The sequence below is a fragment of the Azorhizobium caulinodans ORS 571 genome (assembly GCF_000010525.1).
In the GTDB taxonomy this organism is placed as follows: Bacteria; Pseudomonadota; Alphaproteobacteria; order Rhizobiales; family Xanthobacteraceae; genus Azorhizobium; species Azorhizobium caulinodans.
Genome location: NC_009937.1, coordinates 3,661,205 through 3,677,621, shown reverse-complemented (window position 1 = coordinate 3,677,621; position 16,417 = coordinate 3,661,205). Strand labels below are relative to the sequence as shown.

11 protein-coding genes are annotated in these 16,417 nt (G+C 69.8%); 5 read left to right on the top strand and 6 right to left on the bottom strand.

The features are described from left to right. The first annotated feature begins 174 nt into the window (after positions 1-174). The 5 genes from AZC_RS16560 to AZC_RS16540 all read left to right on the top strand — a co-directional run bounded on the left by AZC_RS16560 (position 175) and on the right by AZC_RS16540 (position 6,534). Positions 175-1,071 (top strand): 3-hydroxyacyl-CoA dehydrogenase family protein, encoded by an 897-nt coding sequence (locus AZC_RS16560; protein ID WP_052285968.1) that lies wholly within the window; start codon positions 175-177, stop codon positions 1,069-1,071. 23 nt (positions 1,072-1,094) lie between these two features. Next, on the top strand, positions 1,095-1,874 hold the full coding sequence (locus AZC_RS16555; RefSeq protein WP_012171735.1) for a 3-hydroxybutyrate dehydrogenase: 780 nt from the start codon (positions 1,095-1,097) through the stop codon (positions 1,872-1,874). A 54-nt stretch (positions 1,875-1,928) separates the two neighbouring features. Beyond that, positions 1,929-3,137, top strand: coding sequence for an ABC transporter substrate-binding protein (locus AZC_RS16550; protein ID WP_043879496.1), 1,209 nt, complete (start codon positions 1,929-1,931; stop codon positions 3,135-3,137). 174 nt (positions 3,138-3,311) lie between these two features. After that, positions 3,312-3,614: a hypothetical protein gene (locus AZC_RS16545; protein ID WP_012171733.1), complete on the top strand. Its 303-nt coding sequence runs from the start codon at positions 3,312-3,314 to the stop codon at positions 3,612-3,614. Between the two features lie 118 nt (positions 3,615-3,732). Beyond that, the gene (locus AZC_RS16540) at positions 3,733-6,534 is read left to right on the top strand and encodes a type 2 lanthipeptide synthetase LanM family protein (protein ID WP_043879495.1); all 2,802 of its coding nucleotides are present in this window, start codon (positions 3,733-3,735) and stop codon (positions 6,532-6,534) included. A gap of 6 nt (positions 6,535-6,540) precedes the next feature. Here AZC_RS16540 and AZC_RS16535 read toward each other — a convergent pair whose 3' ends face one another. The 6 genes from AZC_RS16535 to AZC_RS16510 all read right to left on the bottom strand — a co-directional run bounded on the left by AZC_RS16535 (position 6,541) and on the right by AZC_RS16510 (position 16,414). Further along, on the bottom strand, positions 6,541-9,417 hold the full coding sequence (locus AZC_RS16535; protein WP_012171731.1) for an NHLP bacteriocin export ABC transporter permease/ATPase subunit: 2,877 nt from the start codon (positions 9,415-9,417) through the stop codon (positions 6,541-6,543). Then, on the bottom strand, positions 9,414-11,612 hold the full coding sequence (locus tag AZC_RS16530; protein ID WP_012171730.1) for an NHLP family bacteriocin export ABC transporter peptidase/permease/ATPase subunit: 2,199 nt from the start codon (positions 11,610-11,612) through the stop codon (positions 9,414-9,416). The genes AZC_RS16535 and AZC_RS16530 overlap by 4 nt, the downstream gene beginning before the upstream one ends. Further along, positions 11,609-12,877 (bottom strand): NHLP bacteriocin system secretion protein, encoded by a 1,269-nt coding sequence (locus AZC_RS16525; protein ID WP_043879494.1) that lies wholly within the window; start codon positions 12,875-12,877, stop codon positions 11,609-11,611. The genes AZC_RS16530 and AZC_RS16525 overlap by 4 nt, the downstream gene beginning before the upstream one ends. Positions 12,878-12,988: 111 nt before the next feature. Further along, positions 12,989-14,365, bottom strand: a complete 1,377-nt coding sequence (locus AZC_RS16520; RefSeq protein ID WP_012171728.1) for an amidase — start codon at positions 14,363-14,365, stop codon at positions 12,989-12,991. Beyond that, a complete protein-coding gene (locus AZC_RS16515) occupies positions 14,362-15,462 on the bottom strand; it encodes a ring-opening amidohydrolase (RefSeq protein WP_012171727.1) in 1,101 nt (366 codons plus the stop codon). The genes AZC_RS16520 and AZC_RS16515 overlap by 4 nt, the downstream gene beginning before the upstream one ends. A 28-nt stretch (positions 15,463-15,490) precedes the next feature. Beyond that, positions 15,491-16,414, bottom strand: a complete 924-nt coding sequence (locus tag AZC_RS16510) for an ABC transporter permease (RefSeq protein WP_012171726.1) — start codon at positions 16,412-16,414, stop codon at positions 15,491-15,493. Positions 16,415-16,417: the final 3 nt, after the last annotated feature.

Sequence of the window (16,417 nt, the reverse complement as noted above, 5' to 3'; positions counted from 1 at the left end):
GAGAACAGTCCGCGGCGGGCATTGATATTGCCGGTCCGGCCTTTGAAAACGCTGCAAAATCGCACTGATGCGGTCGTGGCACGCGGATTGCTGAACATCGTCACAACGGGCGTCCCGCCCGGCAGCGCCAGCCGGCGTCGCCAGGCGACGAGAACGCCCCGACCTGGGGTGGACATGCAGCCGACGAGGATCGCCGTCATCGGTGCCGGCCTGATGGGCCATGGCATCGCGCAAGCCTTCGCAATGGCCGGCTACGCGGTCGGCATCTATGAGCCAGACCCGGAACGGCGTGGCGCGATCCGCGATCAGGTCCGGGCCAATCTGCGCCTTGTTGGAGCGGATGAGTGCGTCGCGGATCGCATCGCGGTCCATGGGGGGCTGGCCGACGCCGTCGCCCACGCTTCGGTGGTGATCGAAGCGGTGCCGGAAGACCTCGACCTCAAGCGCCGGCTGTTCGTCGAGATCGAAGCGGCGGCGCCCCGTTCCGCCTTGCTGGCCAGCAATACGTCCGCCATCCCCATCACCAGCATCATGTCGGTGCTGAAGGACCGCCGCCGGGCGATGGGCACCCACTGGTGGAACCCGCCTCACCTCGTTCCTCTGGTCGAGGTCGTGCAAGGCGAGGAGACGGGGGCAGAAGAGATCGCGGCCATGATGGCCCTGCTGTGCTCCATCGGAAAGACGCCGGTTCACGTGCGCAAGGATGTGCCCGGCTTCATCGGAAACCGTCTCCAGCACGCCATGTGGCGTGAGGCCATTGCGCTGGTGCAGAGCGGTGTCTGCGACGCCGAGACCGTGGACACGGTGGTGAAGGCGAGCTTCGGCCGGCGTCTGGCGGTCCTCGGGCCGTTGGAGAATGCGGACCTCGTGGGAACGGATCTCACGCTCCAGGTCCACCGGACCATCCTGCCCGACCTCGACGGCACGCCCGGTCCTTTGCCCCTGCTGGAGGACCTCGTCCGCGCCGGCCACCTCGGCATGAAGAGCGGCCGCGGCTTTCGTGAATGGAATGCCGAGAGCGCCCGGACGGTGCGCGAGGCCCTCGCGCGGCATCTCGCGCAGACGTTCTGACCGTCCATACAGGGAAGACACGCATGAAGGGACGCAACGCCGTCGTCACCGGGTCCACGTCCGGCATCGGGCTCGCGATTGCAAGGTCACTTGCCGCCGAAGGCTGCAACGTGATGCTCAACGGCTTCGGAGAACCCGCCCAGATCGAAATGGTCCGCCGTGAGATGGCCGAAACCACGGGATGCACCATCGGCTACTCCGGCGCGGACATGGGACGTCCGGAGGAGGTCCGCGCCCTCATTGCGGCGGCGCAGAACACGCTCGGGACCGTCGATATCCTGATCAACAATGCCGGCGTGCAGCATGTGGCGCCCCTCGTCGCGTTCCCGGAGGACAAATGGGACCTGCTGCTGGCCGTCAACCTCTCGGCCGCCTTCCACGCCACCAAGGCGGTAATGCCGGCCATGCTTGCGCGCGGCTTCGGCAGGGTCGTGAACATCGCCTCCGCTCTGGGGCTGGTGGGCGCGCCGCATAAGCCCGCCTATGTGGCCACGAAGCACGGCCTCATCGGGCTCACCCGGTCCGTCGCGCTCGAGGTGGCACAGGGCGGGGTGACCTGCAACGTCGTGTGCCCCGGCATGGTCATGACCCCCATCATCGAGATGCAGGTGGCGGATCAGGCGCGCGTCACCGGCCTGCCGCCCGAGGAAGTGGTGCGGGAGGTGTTCCTTGAAAACCAACCCATCCGGCGTCCGGTCAAGGCGGAGGAGATCGCGGCGGCGGTTGTCTTCCTCTGCTCGGAGGCGGCGGCCGGGATCACCGGAACCGTGCTCTCGGTGGACGGAGGCTATACCGCGCGGTGACGGGCGCACGTCGTGGATAGACGATCAACAAAAAGACACTCAGGGAGAAGCCACATGAAGGGTATCGTTCTCGCGGCGGCGCTCGGCGTCGTCATGGGCGGCATGTCAGGGCCGGCAAGCGCCCAGATGTCGGATGGAAAGATCAAGATCGGCGTCTTGTCCGATCTCACGGGCGTCTATTCGGACATCAATGGCGAGGGTTCGGCCACGGCGGCGCGCCTCGCGGCCGAAGAATTCGGGAACGCCATCAATGGCACGCCCGTGGAGATCGTGGTTGCAGATCACCAGAACAAGGCCGATGTCGCTGCGAGCATCGCACGCAAGTGGATCGATGCCGAGCAGGTGGATGTCATTGCCGATGTGCCCAATTCCGCCGCGGCGCTGGCGGTGCAGGACATTACACGGGAGCGCAAGCGCATCTTCCTGATGTCCGGGCCCGGTGCCGTCGATCTGACCGGCAAGGCGTGCAGCCCTTACGGCTTCATGTGGACCTGGGATACCCACTCCGTCTCCGCCACCACCGCACGGGCGCTGGTCGCCAAGGGCGACAAGAGCTGGTTCTTCGTCACCGCCGATTACGCCTTCGGCCATTCGCTGGAGGATGAGGCGAGCAAGACGGTCAAGGCGCTGGGCGGTACGGTGAAAGGTGGCGTCCGGGTGCCCCTCGCGACCTCCGATTTCTCCTCCTTCCTCGTGCAGGCGCAGGGGTCGGGGGCCAAGGTGGTAGCGCTGGCAAATGCCGGTGGCGATACGATCAATTCGGTGAAGCAGGCGAACGAATTCGGCCTTCCGCAAGGCGGGCAGACGCTCGCCGGCCTGCTGCTGAACATCAACGACATCCATGCCCTCACGCTGCCCGTCGCGCAGGGGCTGATCATGTCCAACTCCTTCTATTGGGACATGAATGACGAGACCCGCGCCTGGTCCCGCAAGTTCGAAGCCAAGACGGGGCGCAAGCCCTCCATGAACCAGGCGGGCGTGTATTCCGCCGTCCGGCATTATCTCCAGGCCGTGAAGGATGTCGGCACGGACGATGCGGACAAGGTGGCGGAGAAGATGCGCGCCACCCCGGTGAACGACATGATGATGAAGAACGCCGCCATCGGCCGGAACGGCCGTGTGTTCGGCAACATGTATCTGTTCGAGGTCAAGAAGCCGGCGGAGTCCAAGGGCGCCTGGGACTATCTCAGGCTCGTCGAGACCGTGCCGGGCAAGGACGCCTATATTCCCGAAGCCCAGAGCGGCTGTCCGCTCGTGAGGTGAGGGCCGGACCGGCGCTTCGTCCGATCCACCCGAAAAAGGTCAAGGCACCGCCACGCGCAAAACGGCGGAGTGGCGGGCTTTTCCGCACCTTCGGCCTCGGAGCGGCCGGTTGCGGCGCGATTGATCGTGTGATGTGACGCATGTACGGTCCTGTGGAAACAATCGGGGGAAGCCATGTCCGCGAGCGACCAGGAAATCGAAAAGCTGAAGGCGCTCATCGCGTCGGACTCCGAGATCCTGAAGGGGATCGCCGGTTCGGGCGACGTGAAGGTTGCGGCCAAGGCGCTTTCCGAATTCGCCGCCACGCGTGGCATCACCCTCTCCGCGGAAGAGGTGGAGGCGGTCTTTTCCGCCCGTGAAGGCAGCGCGCCCGCCAAGCTGGAGCCCCTGGACGAGGCGGCCCTCGACCATGTGTCCGGCGGCGGCTCGCCCTACTGCATCTTCACCAAGGGCTGCTACTGCATCTTCACGAAGTGAGGCGGTGACCCCGCCGCTCGCGCTCACGAGCGGCGGGAGCCACAGATCGGGCCGCCAGAACGGCCATCGGTCCGTCTCCGGCAGCCGGCACGCTGAGCCGACGCGGACCGTCCTGCCCATGCCCTTCTCCGACATCCTCGCGCCCCTCGCCGTGGCGCGCGCCACGCGCCTTGAGGCGGCCCTGTCCGCAGCCGGAGCGCCGCTGTCAGCGGGCGCCCGCCGTGGAGCGATCGAGGCGCTGCTGGAACGGCTGAATGCCGTGGCCATGCCCGTTCTGGCGGAAGCGTTCACGGGCGACACGCCGCCTCCCGCCGTCGCCCGCCTGTTCGATGATCCACCCGACTTCGTGCCGCGCGAGCGCTATGCGGCCTTCCGTGCCGAACTGATGGGTGCGGACGGCTTGCCGTGCCTCGATCGCTGGCCCGTCCTGCGGGATCGTCTCACGAAGATCTGCGCGGACTGGGAATACAACATCGCCGCCTTTGCCGCCCATCTGGCGCAGGATGCGGATGCGCTCCGCTGGCTTGTTCCTGCTTGGCGCGAACGCATTCCCGACATTGCGGATCTCAAGGGCGGGCTTTCCGACCCCCATGCGGGCGGCCGCAGCGTGTGGCGCGTGGATTTCGCGGACGGAACGCGCCTCGCCTACAAGCCCCGGTCGCTGGCGGCGGAATGCGCCTTCAGCCGTCTCCTGGCCGAACTGGCCGGCGATGAGACCGTCCCCGCCCAGCGCATCCCGCGCGTGCTGGATGCCGGCGATCACGGCTGGATGGAATGGATCGAGCAGGCCCCGCTCGCGGACGCAGACGACGCCCGATCCTATATGGAGCGTTGCGGCGGGCTCCTGGCGCTCGTCGATCTCCTGCGCGGCGGCGACATCCATCCTGACAATCTGGTCCCGGCGGGCGCCTTTCCGGTGATCGTGGATCTGGAGTGCCTCTTCCAGCCTGCGCCGGCCGATCTTGGCCAGCCCGATCCGCTGGAGGACCCGCATCTCTTCAGCAACGGCATCCTGCCTGTCTTCACGAGCTTCGATGGCGGCGCGCGCATGGTCGCCATCGCGGCGGCTGGGGCGGGGCCGGTCCCGCTGCGGCCCGAGACGGTGGTCCGGCACCCCGGCACGGACTGGCTCTTTCTCGGCAACAGGCAGGTCCCAAGCTTTGCCGATGGCCCGACGCTTGAGGGCAGGGCGCTCGACATCCGCGACCATGCGGCCGACCTCGCGCGCGGCTACGCCGCCACGTTGCGCGGGCTCATTCGGCGTAGGGAGGCGCTGCTGGCGCCGGGCGGGGCGCTCGATGCGTTCCGAAAGGTGCCCTGCCGCCTGCTCTGCGCGGCGACGAACATCTATGCGCTGGTGCTCGCGCCGGCGCTGCTGGGCGAGGGCGCCACGTCTGAAGCTGTCTTCACCGCCCATCTCGCCCGTGCCGCCGGCCGCGAGCCTCTCATGGCCGATGCATCGCATTGGGGGCATGTGCTTGAAGCGGAGGCGGCAGCCCTGTCCCGCCTCGACATCCCGGCCTTTCTCTTCCGGCCGGATGGGCGCGAGGCCTGGTCCGTGGAGGGTCGCCCGCTGGGGCCTGTGTTCGCGGCTCCGATGTTCGCGCGGGTGGAAGCGCGTCTGTGGGCGCTCGACGAGGCTGCCGTCGCGGACCGGGCGCGGCTGATCGCGGCGGCGGTCACACCCGCCCCTTCGGCACGAGTGGTGACGGGGCCTGCCGATGTCGCGGCCCTCCTGCGGCACTGTGCCGATCAGGTGGCCGCGCTGGCCGTGCCGCAGGAGACGGACGCCGTCGTCTGGGCGCGCCTCTGGGAGCAGATCCCGGCCCTGATCGCGCCTGCGGGGCCTGGCCTCTATTACGGCTCGTCCGGCATCGCGGTGTTCCTGGCCGAAGCCGGACGCGTGCTGGACGATCCGCGACTGCTGGACCTCGCGCGCCGCGCGCTGCGCCCCACCAGTGCACGGGTCCGCGCCGGCGCTGCGGGCGCCATCGCCACCGGGTGTGGCGCGGGCTATGCGCAGGGGCTCGGCGGCCTCATCGCGGCCCTGTGCTGGTGCGCAGACCTGCTCGACGATCCCGGCCTTATGGACGATGCGGTTGCGTTGGCGCGTGAGACGCCGCAGGCGCTCGCCGCCTCCACGGGTGTTCCGGACCTCATGCAGGGCGCTGCGGGCCTCGCGCTCGGGCTGGGGCTTCTTCACCAGAGCGCCGGGGACCTGAGCCCATTCCTCACCGCCTGCGGTCACGCCATCCTTGAAGGTTCGGGGCTGGAGGCCAATGGCACGCGGCACTGGCCAGACGGGCCGCAGCCCGGATTGCCCGGCCTGTCCCATGGAACGGCAGGCATGGCGGCAGCGCTCGCGCACATCCATCGCGTCACGGGCGACGCCGCATACCGTGATGCCGCCCTCGAGGCACTGGCCTATGAGGACACGATGTTCAACGCCGAGGCCGGCACCTGGACGGGAGAGGGGCGGGCCTCTCGTCTTCATCACCGGATGTCGTCCTGGTGCCATGGGGCGCCCGGCATCGCGCTCGCGCGCGCCATGGTGATGGCGACGCTCGGCCCGGCCGCAGCCCCGCTCGCCCCGACACTGGAAACCGCGCTGGAGCTCACCCGTGCTACGCCCGTTCCGGCAGCGGACGATCTGTGCTGCGGCGAGGCGGGGCGGCTGGAAATCCTCTCCGTGCTGAGCGCGCGGCTCGGGCGGAGCGATCTGATGGCGGATGTGGATCAGGCCCTCGCCCAGCGCCTGCCCGACTGGGCGCGGGGCGAGGCCCGGCTGCTGGCGGCCGCGGCGCCCCGTGCGCCGGGCGATGCCGCCTTGTTCCGGGGCTGGGCGGGCGTCGGGCACCTCATGGTGCGCCGTCTGGCCCCTCACATCGCGCGCGATGTTCTCCTGCCTTGGGCGGTGTGAGCGCCGTCAGTCCGTAAGCTGGCGCTGGGCGAAGGCGGTGAAGAAGCCGTTGCGCGCCATCAGGGCGTCATAGCTGCCTTCCTCTTCCACCCGCCCGTTGTTGAGCACGATGATGCGGTCGGCGCGCGCGATGGTGCTGAGCCGGTGGGCGATCACGAGGCGCGTGCCGGCGATGCGGTTGAAGCTCTCCGTCACCGCCGCCTGCGTGCGGTTGTCGAGCGCGCTGGTCGCCTCGTCCAGCATCATGATGCGCGGCTTGCTGACGATGGCGCGGGCCAGCAGCACGCGCTGGATCTGGCCGCCGGAGAGCCCGGTCCCGCCATCGGTGATGACGGTGTGCAACCCCATGGGCATCCGCCGGATGTCCTCCTCCAGCGCGACGTGCCGCGCTGCCTCCCAGGCGGCATCGGGGCCGAGATGGCTGGCCGAACCGAGGATGTTGTCCATCAGGGTGCCGGGCATGAGCTTGCCGCCCTGGAGCACCACGCCGCACTGACGGCGCACGGCCTGAATGTCGAGGCCGGCGAGGTCCACCCCGTCATAGAGCACGACGCCGGAGGCGGGCTGCTCGAACCCTAGCAGAAGCCGGAACAGCGTCGATTTGCCGGTGCCCGACGGCCCGACGAAGGCCACGAACTCACCCGGCCGGATGGTGATGGAGAGGTCGTCGAAGATGCGCGGCGCGTCAGGCTGATACTGGAAGGTGAGGCGGGAGATCTCGATGGCGCCGGACAGTTCGCCCGGATCCATCTTCTCCCCGTCCACTTCCGGCGTGGCATGCAGGATGGGCGCGGCATGCGCGACGATGGGCGCCAGCGCCACCACCTCCACCGCCGCCTGGGCGAGCCCCCTCAGGCCTTCCAGCGCCGACGAGAAGGCGATCGCAAAGCCCACCAGCAGCCCGAGGCCGATGCTGTCCACGAGGCCGCCATAGATGCAGGCGGCGAACAGCACCGCCATGGCGAAGGCGGGATAGCCCTCGCTCAGCGTGTTGAGCAGGCTGGCGGCCCGGTCCGCGTCGAGCTGGGATCGGCTTGCCGCCGCATAAAGCCGGGCCCAGCGGTAGAAGGCCCGGTCCTCCGCCGCCGCCAGCCGCAGCTTGGTGATGCCGGCGGCCAGTTCGAGGGTCAGGCCGGACATGCGTGCATCTTCCCGGATGGCCTGCGCCTCGTAGCGGATGCGGATGAGGCCGAGAACCAGCGTGCCGGCGGCGAGCAGCAGCGTGAGCAGGATGGCGACGAGCGCCAGCCGCCAGGAATAGGCGAGCATGACGCCATAGGAGATGATCGCCATCATGCCGGTCATCACCGAGCCGACGAGGGAGGCGGTGAGGGCTTTTTCCAGCCGTGCCACGGCCATCACCCGCGTACCCATGTCACCGGCGGTGAAGCTGCGGAAGAAGCCGGTGGGCAGGCGCAGCATGCGGTCCATCACCCCGGCCTGGAGGCGGCTGCCTTCCAACCCCTCGATGCGCAGCACCACCAGTTGCGAGGCGAGCCGGAGCACGAAGTTCATGACGGCGAGGACGCTCAAGGCCGCCGCCACCTGCGCGATCTTGCCGGCATTGTTGTCGGGGATGACGGAGGAGACGAGATAGCTGATGGCCAGTGGCACGGCCATGGCGAGCACGCCGGCGAGCAGGGTCGCCCCGGCAAGCGCCGCAAGATCGCGCACCCGTGCGGAGACGATGCGTGCCGCCACCTGACGCAGGCTGACGGGGCGGTCGGGCAGGGCCGGATAGAGCATGTAGGCGTCGCCAGACAAAGCGGCGGCCTCCGCCGCCGGCAGCCGCCGGACGGTCCTTTCCTCCGGATCAAAGATTTCGTAGCCGCCACGGGCCGGCACAACGGCCAGCGGCGGCAGGGGGGCCGCCCGCATCAGCAGGAAGGCCCCGGAATCGTGCCGCCACCAGCCGGCCTCCAGCCGCACATGGCGCAGCCGCAGCCGGCTCGCCCGCGCCAGCGCGTCGAGTTCGAACGGGCGGGGTTCATGGTCGCGCCGTGCCGGCAGGCGCACCTCGAAGCCGGCCACGCTGCCGAGGTGCGCGAGCGCAAGCACAAGCGGCTGGTCCGATGGGGGCGGCTCGCTGCGCCGGCGCCCCTGCCCGAGTACGCTTCCGAGCACTTCAAGCGCGCCGCCGGCTGATCGCCGGTCCTGCGCCGCCCGCTCCCGCAGGCGGTTCAACTCGTCCACCGAGGCGAGGCGCAGCGCCATCGGCAGCACGTCCACCGCGAGGGCGTGGAAGCGGTCGAGGGCGGGCAGCAGGGCGCCCGCCGCCATCAGGTCCGCCGTTTCCTGAGCCGTGATCGTTCCGTCCGGATCGAGCGAAATCCAGCTGTCCGGCGTGACCGGAACGGGCGCGTGCGCTTCCGTGAGCTCCATGTCCACATAGAGCCCGCCGGAGGCTCGGCACCACGCGACCCCCTGAGCGGACGTGATCTTGCCGCCGCGCGGAAGGGTCGTGGTCTCGCCGGAGCCGAGCGGTAGATCGAAGCGCGGGCGGGGCACGATCTGCCGGGAAATGGCGCGCGACAGCCGGATGATCCAGGTGTCGATGCCCGATGCCATCTGCGTGTCGGCGGCGACCGTCTCCCGCGACAGGGCGACCACTTCCGTGCCGGGCGAGCCGATGGCGAGGAACTTCACGGGCGGCAGGCTGAGGGCGGTGTCCAGCCCGAACAGCAGGTCGCCCCGCGCCGCGTCGAAGAGATGCTGCCGCGTGCCGGGGCGGCCGTCCTCCAGCACTTCCACGAGGAAGATCTGCGCTTCTCCCGCCGTGACCCGGTAGCAGGCGCAAGGGTCATCGAGCAGCAGCGGCGCGTTCCCGACCACCGGAAAGGCGGTTTCGGCGGCTGCGCCCGGGCCGTGCAGGGCGCCGCTCATGATTCCACCAGCCGGCGATAGGGTCCGGGGCTCGCCATCAGTTCTTCGTGCCGCCCCCGCTCCATGACGCGCCCCTCCTGCATGACGATGATCTCGTCGCAGTCGCGGATGGTGCTGAGGCGGTGGGCGATGATGAGGCAGGTGCAGCCGCGGCGGCGGATGTTGTCCATCAGCGCCTTCTCCACCGCCGGGTCGAGCGCGCTCGTCGCCTCGTCGAGAATGAGAAGGCTGGGCTCGGCGACGAGGGCGCGGGCGATCTCCAGCCGCTGGCGCTGGCCGCCGCTCCAGTTGCGCCCGCCTTCCTCCACCCGGCTGGCATAGCCGCCGACTCGGGCGACGATGTCGTCATGGATCATGGCGTCCTTGCAGGCGCGCACGATCCGGCTTTCCGGCATGGAGTCGTCCCAGAGGGTGATGTTGTCCCGCACCGTGCCCTCGAACAGGAGAATGTCCTGGTCCACCACGGCAAGGGAGTTGCGCAGGACATCCCGCTGCAGGCTCCGCAGTGGGCGTCCGTCGAGGGTGATCTCCCCGCCCAGAGGGTCGAACAGGCCGGCCACGAGGCGGCCGATGGTGGACTTGCCGCTGCCCGAGGCGCCGACCAGCGCCACGCGCGCGCCCGGCGGCAGGTCGAGATCGAAGCCCTGCACCACGTGCTGGCCCTGGGGATTGTAGCCGAACTCCAGCCCCGCGATCTGCGTGCGGCCGCTGAGCTTGCGCACCCGCCCGGTGGCGCTGGCGACGGCCTGCACTTCGGCCTCGCCCTGCTGCGCCTCGAACTCCCAGCTGAGGGGAGCGGTCGCGACATCCGACAACTGGTCGAGCGTGCCGCGCACCTGCCGAAGGGCGAGCAGTTCGAGCATCAAGGTGGACAAGGGGGTCGAGAAGGCGCTCATCAGGGTCTGGAAGGCGGCCAGCGCGCCCACCGTCATGCGGCCTTCCATCACCAGCCAGGCGGAGAGTGCGAGCACGAGGCCCCGGTTCAGCAGCATGACGCTGTCCGGCAGGGCGCCGATCAGCGCCTCGATGCGGCCGGAGGCCTGACGCTCGCGCACCAGCAAAGCGAGATAGCCGGCCCATTGTCCGAAGAAGGCGTCATCCGTGCCGCTGGCCTTCAGCGTCTCGATCATGGAGATGCCCTGGATGGCGCGGCCATGCACCTTGATGGCGGTCATGTTGACCTTGCGGGCCAGTTCCTCCAGCCGCCGCTGCACCAGCACGAACACGCCCATCACCCCGGCCGTCATGGCGAGCGTCACGGCGGCGAGGAGCGGGCTGTAGATCAGCATCACCAGCGCGAAGAAGAGGCAGGTCACCGCCGCCAGTGCCGCCTTCACCGTCTGTTCGGCCGCATGGGCGCCGAGCTGGCGGGCGAGATCGATCCGCCCCGCCATGGTGCCGGCGTGGCGCTGGCCGAAGAAGCGCACCGGCAGACGCAGCATGCGCCAGATCATCCGGCCGGCGGCGAGGATGGAGATGCGGGCCTGGAGCCGCACCAGCAGCGTGTTCTGGAGGCCGGACAGGCCCCACTGGATCACCGCGGTGGCCACCAGCACGCCGAGCAGCGGCAGCATCCAGTCCGCCTGTCCCTCGACGATGTAATAATCGACGAAGACCTGTGTCGCGGCCGGGACCACGAGGCCGGGCAGGATGAGCCCGAGCCCGGCGAACAGCGCCAGAGCGAACGGGCCACGCGCGCCGTCCACCAGCGCCGCAAGATCGCGCCGCGTGCTCGGCGGCTCGCCGCCTTTGCGGAAATCCGGACCGGGGGAGAAGGTCAGAATGATGCCGGAGAATTGCGCGTCGAACTCGGCGAGCGTCAGCACGCGCCGCCCGGCCGCCGGGTCGTTGAGATAGACGCGGCCGCCGGACATGCCCTCCAGCACGGCATAATGGTTCATGTTGACGAAGACGATGCACGGCATCGGCATGTCGGCGAGATGCTGCGGCTCGCCCCGGAAGCCCTGCGCCTCAAGGCCATAGGCGCGGGCGGCGCGCACGAGATTGGAGGCCCGGCTGCCGTCGCGCGAGACGCCGCAGGCTTCCCGCAGTTCCGGCAGGGGGACCCACCGGCCATAGTGCGCCAGCACCATGGCGAGCGACGCCGCGCCGCATTCCACCGCCTCCATCTGGAAGATGGACGGCACGCGCCTGAGCTTCGCCGTGGGCCGTCCGGCGCGCCGGGGCTCGCTCACCGGCCGCCCCCGAGGGCGTGGAACAGGCGCTCGAAGGCCGGGAAGACCAGGGTGATGATGCGCACGCGCTCCACCACCACGCTGCCGGAGACCACCGTGCCCGCTTCCACCGGCCGCGTGGCGCCAAGCTCGGAGGACCAGGCAAAGCCGCTGACGCTCGAGGGATCCCGCTTCAAGGCCACCTGCACTTCGAAGGGCGGGCCATTGGCGAGCAGGCGGGCGACGAAGGCCTCGTTCTTCAGGGTCTGCTGCACCGCCTCGCGGGTCGCCGGCGTCTCGGACACGCGGATGACCTCGCCCCGGATGAAGCCGTCGCGCTCCATGTTCACGGTGGAGGGCACCACCTGCACCGGCATGCCGGGCCGCACCTTCTTGCCCTCGCTGGAGGGCACATAAAGGATGCCCACGAGGCCCTCGCCCGCTGCGCCCCGCACTTCGGGGACGAGGCGCATGAGGCTGCTGCCGGCGCTCACCCGGTCGCCCAGCGCCACCGACAGTTCGATGATGCGGCCATCGCCCGGCGCGCGCACCAGGGTGCGTGCCGCCCGTTCGGCCTCGACTTCCGCCAGTTCCTGCCGGCTCTGGCTGAGGCGGGCGGACAGATCGAGCATATCGCGCTCGGCACGGATGCCGCGCTCGTCCGCCTCGACGCCGAGGGCATTGATGGCGTTGGCCGCATCCGCCGCATCCCGGCGGGCCTGCTCGCGGTCGTTCTCGGTGATCAGCACGCGGTCGCGGGTGGCGAGGCCCCTACTCAACAGATCCCGCTGGTTGGCGAGCACCTGGGTGAGGGCGGCCTCGCGCTCGCGGGCCTGGCGGATGGTGTTTTCAAGCGCTTCCTTGCGCTGGGCATCGGCGCGGGCGCGCACCTCCTTCTCGCGCGCCTGAAACGCTGCGAGCTTGCGCTGTTCCTCCTGCAACTGGGCAAGGCGCGCGGTGATGGTCTGGGCGCGGGCGTCCAGCACGGGATCGGACAGCACGGCGACGATCTCGCCGGCATGCACCTGCGCCCCCACGGCCACCTTGAGGTCCGAGACCGGCCCGTTGCCCGGCGACGACACGAGCAGGACGCCGCCTGTGCCCTGAAGCACGCCTGTGCCCGCCACCTTGATCGGCGCCGTGCCGAGGATCGACCAGGCAAGTCCGCCGAGCACCACGCAGATGAACACCGCCAGCACCAGCCAGCCCATGGGCGAAGACACGCGGACCATGAGGTCGAGCTGATCCGGGCTCGTATTGCGGAAGGCCGGGGCCGGAGCGCTCATCGGGGCCAGTCTTGGATGTTCCAGATTCCCGGCATTGGTGCGCGAGGCGCGCGCAAAAGGCAAGCCGACGAAACGGCGAGGCGCTGCGTCCCCTTCGCCTCCGGACGGGTCTTATGATGACGAGCGGGGAACCTCTCCGAAAGCGGCAGCCAGCGCCAGAAGCCGGGCATCCGAACCGTGCGGGCCGACGATCTGTGCGCCGATGGGCAGGCCGGTGGCCGAGGGCCGGACGGGAATGCTGAGGCCGGGCAGACCCAGCACATTGGCAAAGGGCGTGAAGACCGCATGCCCGCGCGGCCCCACCGGTCGGCCGGCGATCTGCGTGGGATAGGGCTCGTGGGCGGGCCAGGGCAGGGCCGCCGCCGCCGGCGTCAGCAGGATGTCATGGCGGGCGAAGAGCGCGTCGAACTCCCGGCCCATGGCGGTGATCCGGTTCAGGGCGCCGAGGTACTCCGTGGCCGATCGCGCTGCGCCCTGCCGCGCCATCTCCGCCAGTGCCGGCGCGATGAGGTGCTCCTGTCCCGGATGCTCTTCCATCACCGCTGCGGCGGCGGTCTGGCTGACCACCGGCCAGATGTCGAGCATGGGCTCTGCGAGAAGGAAAGGCTCCGCCCGTTCGACACTGTGGCCCATGGCTTCGAACTGCCGGGCGGCCTCTTCGAGGCTGGCCGCGATCTCCGGATCCACCGGTGCCGTGCCGAACGTGGGCGCGAAGAGAATACGCAGGGGAGCCGTGACAGCGGCGGGTGCAAAGCCGTCCGCAATGACGGTGAGGGTGAGCTGGATGTCTGCCACCGTGCGCGCGAGCGGGCCTGCGACCTCGAAGTCATGGAGAATGGTGGGAAAGCCGTGGGCGCGCGGCACCAGACCGCGCGAGGGCTTGAGGCCGAACAGTCCGGCATAGCCCGCCGGCCGGCGGATGGAGCCGCCGCCGTCGGTGCCGAGCGCGATGGGGCCGATGCCGGCTGCGACCGCTGCCACCGCACCGCCGCTGGAGCCGCCGGGGGTCAGGGTGGGGTCGAAGGGATTGCCGGTCACGCCGAAGAGCAGGTTGTCCGTATAGCCCTGGAGGGTGAATTCCGGCACGTTGGTCTTGCCGAACAGCAGGGCGCCCGCCGCCCTCAGGCGGGCCACCGGCGTCTCGTCGCGCTCCGGCACGAAATCCCGGTACAGCCGGCTGCCCCATGTGGCGGGCAGGCCCTGCTGGAGGATGTTGTCCTTCACGCTCACCGGCACGCCATCGAGCGGCGAGAGCGGTGTGCCGGCCCGCCAGCGCTCCGTGCTCGCCCTGGCCGCTGCGAGGGCGCCCGCGTGATCGAGGGCGATCACGGCATTGAGCGCTGGGTTCACCGCCTCCAGCCGCTCCAGCACGGACGTGAGGGTGTCCTCGGGGGTTGCCTGACCGGCGGCGTAGAGCGCGTTCAGTTCACTGGCAGACCGCGCCCACAGCGCAGGTTCGGCGGCGGGCGAGAAGGTGGGAGTGCTCATGCGCGCACGATCGCCGCGATGGGTGCGGCGCCGGGCGCGCACTGATGCTCGGTGCCGCCCGAGACGAAGATGGCGGGATCACCCGTCACCGACGCGATCACCGCGCCGACTGCGGCGCGCGCATGGCGCTCGTAATGGATGTCGGCGTCCGAGAGCATGGTGGTGCGCCGGCCCCGCAGGCGCCCGTTGACCGGCGCTTCCGCCTTGGCGAAGACGGCGACGATTTCGTGTGCCTGCTCCTCGCTCGGCGTGCCGTGGAAGGACAGCCCGGCAGAGCGCAGGGCCTCCTTCACGCCCGCGACGTCGATGGCGTCCTTGAGCACGCCATGGCCGATGCGGAAGGCGCTGGTGGCGCCCGGCGCGTTGCCGAACAGCAGCACCTCGCATTTCGTCAGTTCGCCGCCGGCCGAGGTGGAGGCGACCGCGGAAAACACCTCCATGTCGCAGGCGATCATGTCGGGCGTGATCCGCTCCGCCGCGACCTCTCCCAGCCCAAGGGCGACGCCCAGGGCCATGGCCCCGCGGGCATAGGGTTTCGACCCGTTCGGATCGCGGGTGACGAGGCGGGCGCCCCGCCGGTCGGCGTCCGCGATGGTGGCGGGCGTCAGGAGCGGCCCTTTCACCTGCACATAATGCACATCGGCCGGCTCGGTGATGCCGGCCTCCGCGAGCGCCGTGTGGACGGCGCCTGCCACCGCCTCCACCATGGCCGTGGTGCCGACCTCCTCCGGGGCGATGTCGCGGGTGATGCCGATGCCGAGCGCGAGACGCGGCTCGGCCGGCATGGGACCATCATCGGGCGCACGGGTGAAGAGGGTGGCGTGGGGCGAGAGGACGCCTTCGGTGCCGCCGGACCAGACGAAGGCGATCCTCTGTCCGACCTCCTCCGGGCTGAGGCCGAGATGGCGGGCCAGCAGCAACTGGTAGGAGAGCGTCGCGAGGCCGCGCGTGAAGTCATTGGCGCCGCCATTGCCTTCGGTCTTGCCGACGAGGGCGACGATCTCGCGCGGGTTGACGGCGCCGGTCTCGATGAGGGCGGCCAGTTCGCTCACGTCGCCGGGAGCGGACATGGCGAGCTTGTGAACTCCGACTTTCATTGGGGGCTCGCTTTGAACGGAAAACGGGTCAGTGGCGCACGAAGGGCACGCCGATGGCACCGGGCATGCGGGCGGAGCGGCCGATGCCGGCCAGCAGGGCGAGGGCCACGAGATAGGGCACCATCTGCACCACATAGGACGAGACCGGCAGGCCCCAGCCCTGGATGCGGGATTCCAGCGCCGCCACTGCGCCGAAGAGCAGGCAGCCCGCCATGGCGCCGAAGGGATTCCAGCGTCCGACGATGATGGCCGCGAGGGCGATGAAGCCGCGCCCGTTGGTCATGCCGTCCGTGAAGGTGCCCACCTCCTGCAGCGACAGCACGGCACCGCCGAGCCCGGCGAAGGCGCCGCCGGCAAGGATGGCGAGGATGCGGACGGTCTGGGGATTGGTGCCGACCGCGAAAGCGGCCTCCGGGTTCTCGCCCACCGCGCGCAGCATGAGGCCGGTGCGGGTCTTGCCGAGGAAGACTGCCACCGGGATCACCATCAGGAAACCGGCATAGACCAGCAGCGGCTGCCGGAACAGCACGGGGCCAAGGAGCGGAATTTCGGAGAGCAGCGGCACCGGCCAGGCGGGCAGGGTGGGCAGGCGGATGACCGGCGTGCGCCCGCCGAACAGCCCGCGCAGCAGGAAGCTGGTGAGGCCGAGGCTCAGGATGTTCACCGCAAGTCCCGTGACCATCTGGTCGGCCCGGAAGCGTGTGGTGGCGATCGCCACAACGAGCGCCAGCGCCGTTCCGGCGAGAAGGCTGACGAGCAGCCCCATCGCCGTGCTGCCGGTGGCGAGCGCCGCCAGCGCGCCGCCGAAAGCCCCCGCCAGCATCATGCCCTCGATACCGACGGCGAAGGTGCCGGCACGCTCGGACAAAAGTCCGCCCAGCGCCGCGAACATGAGCGGTGTCGCGATGCGCAGCGTGGCGGAAAGAAGCTCGGTGAGGGTCGCGAGATCCATGGG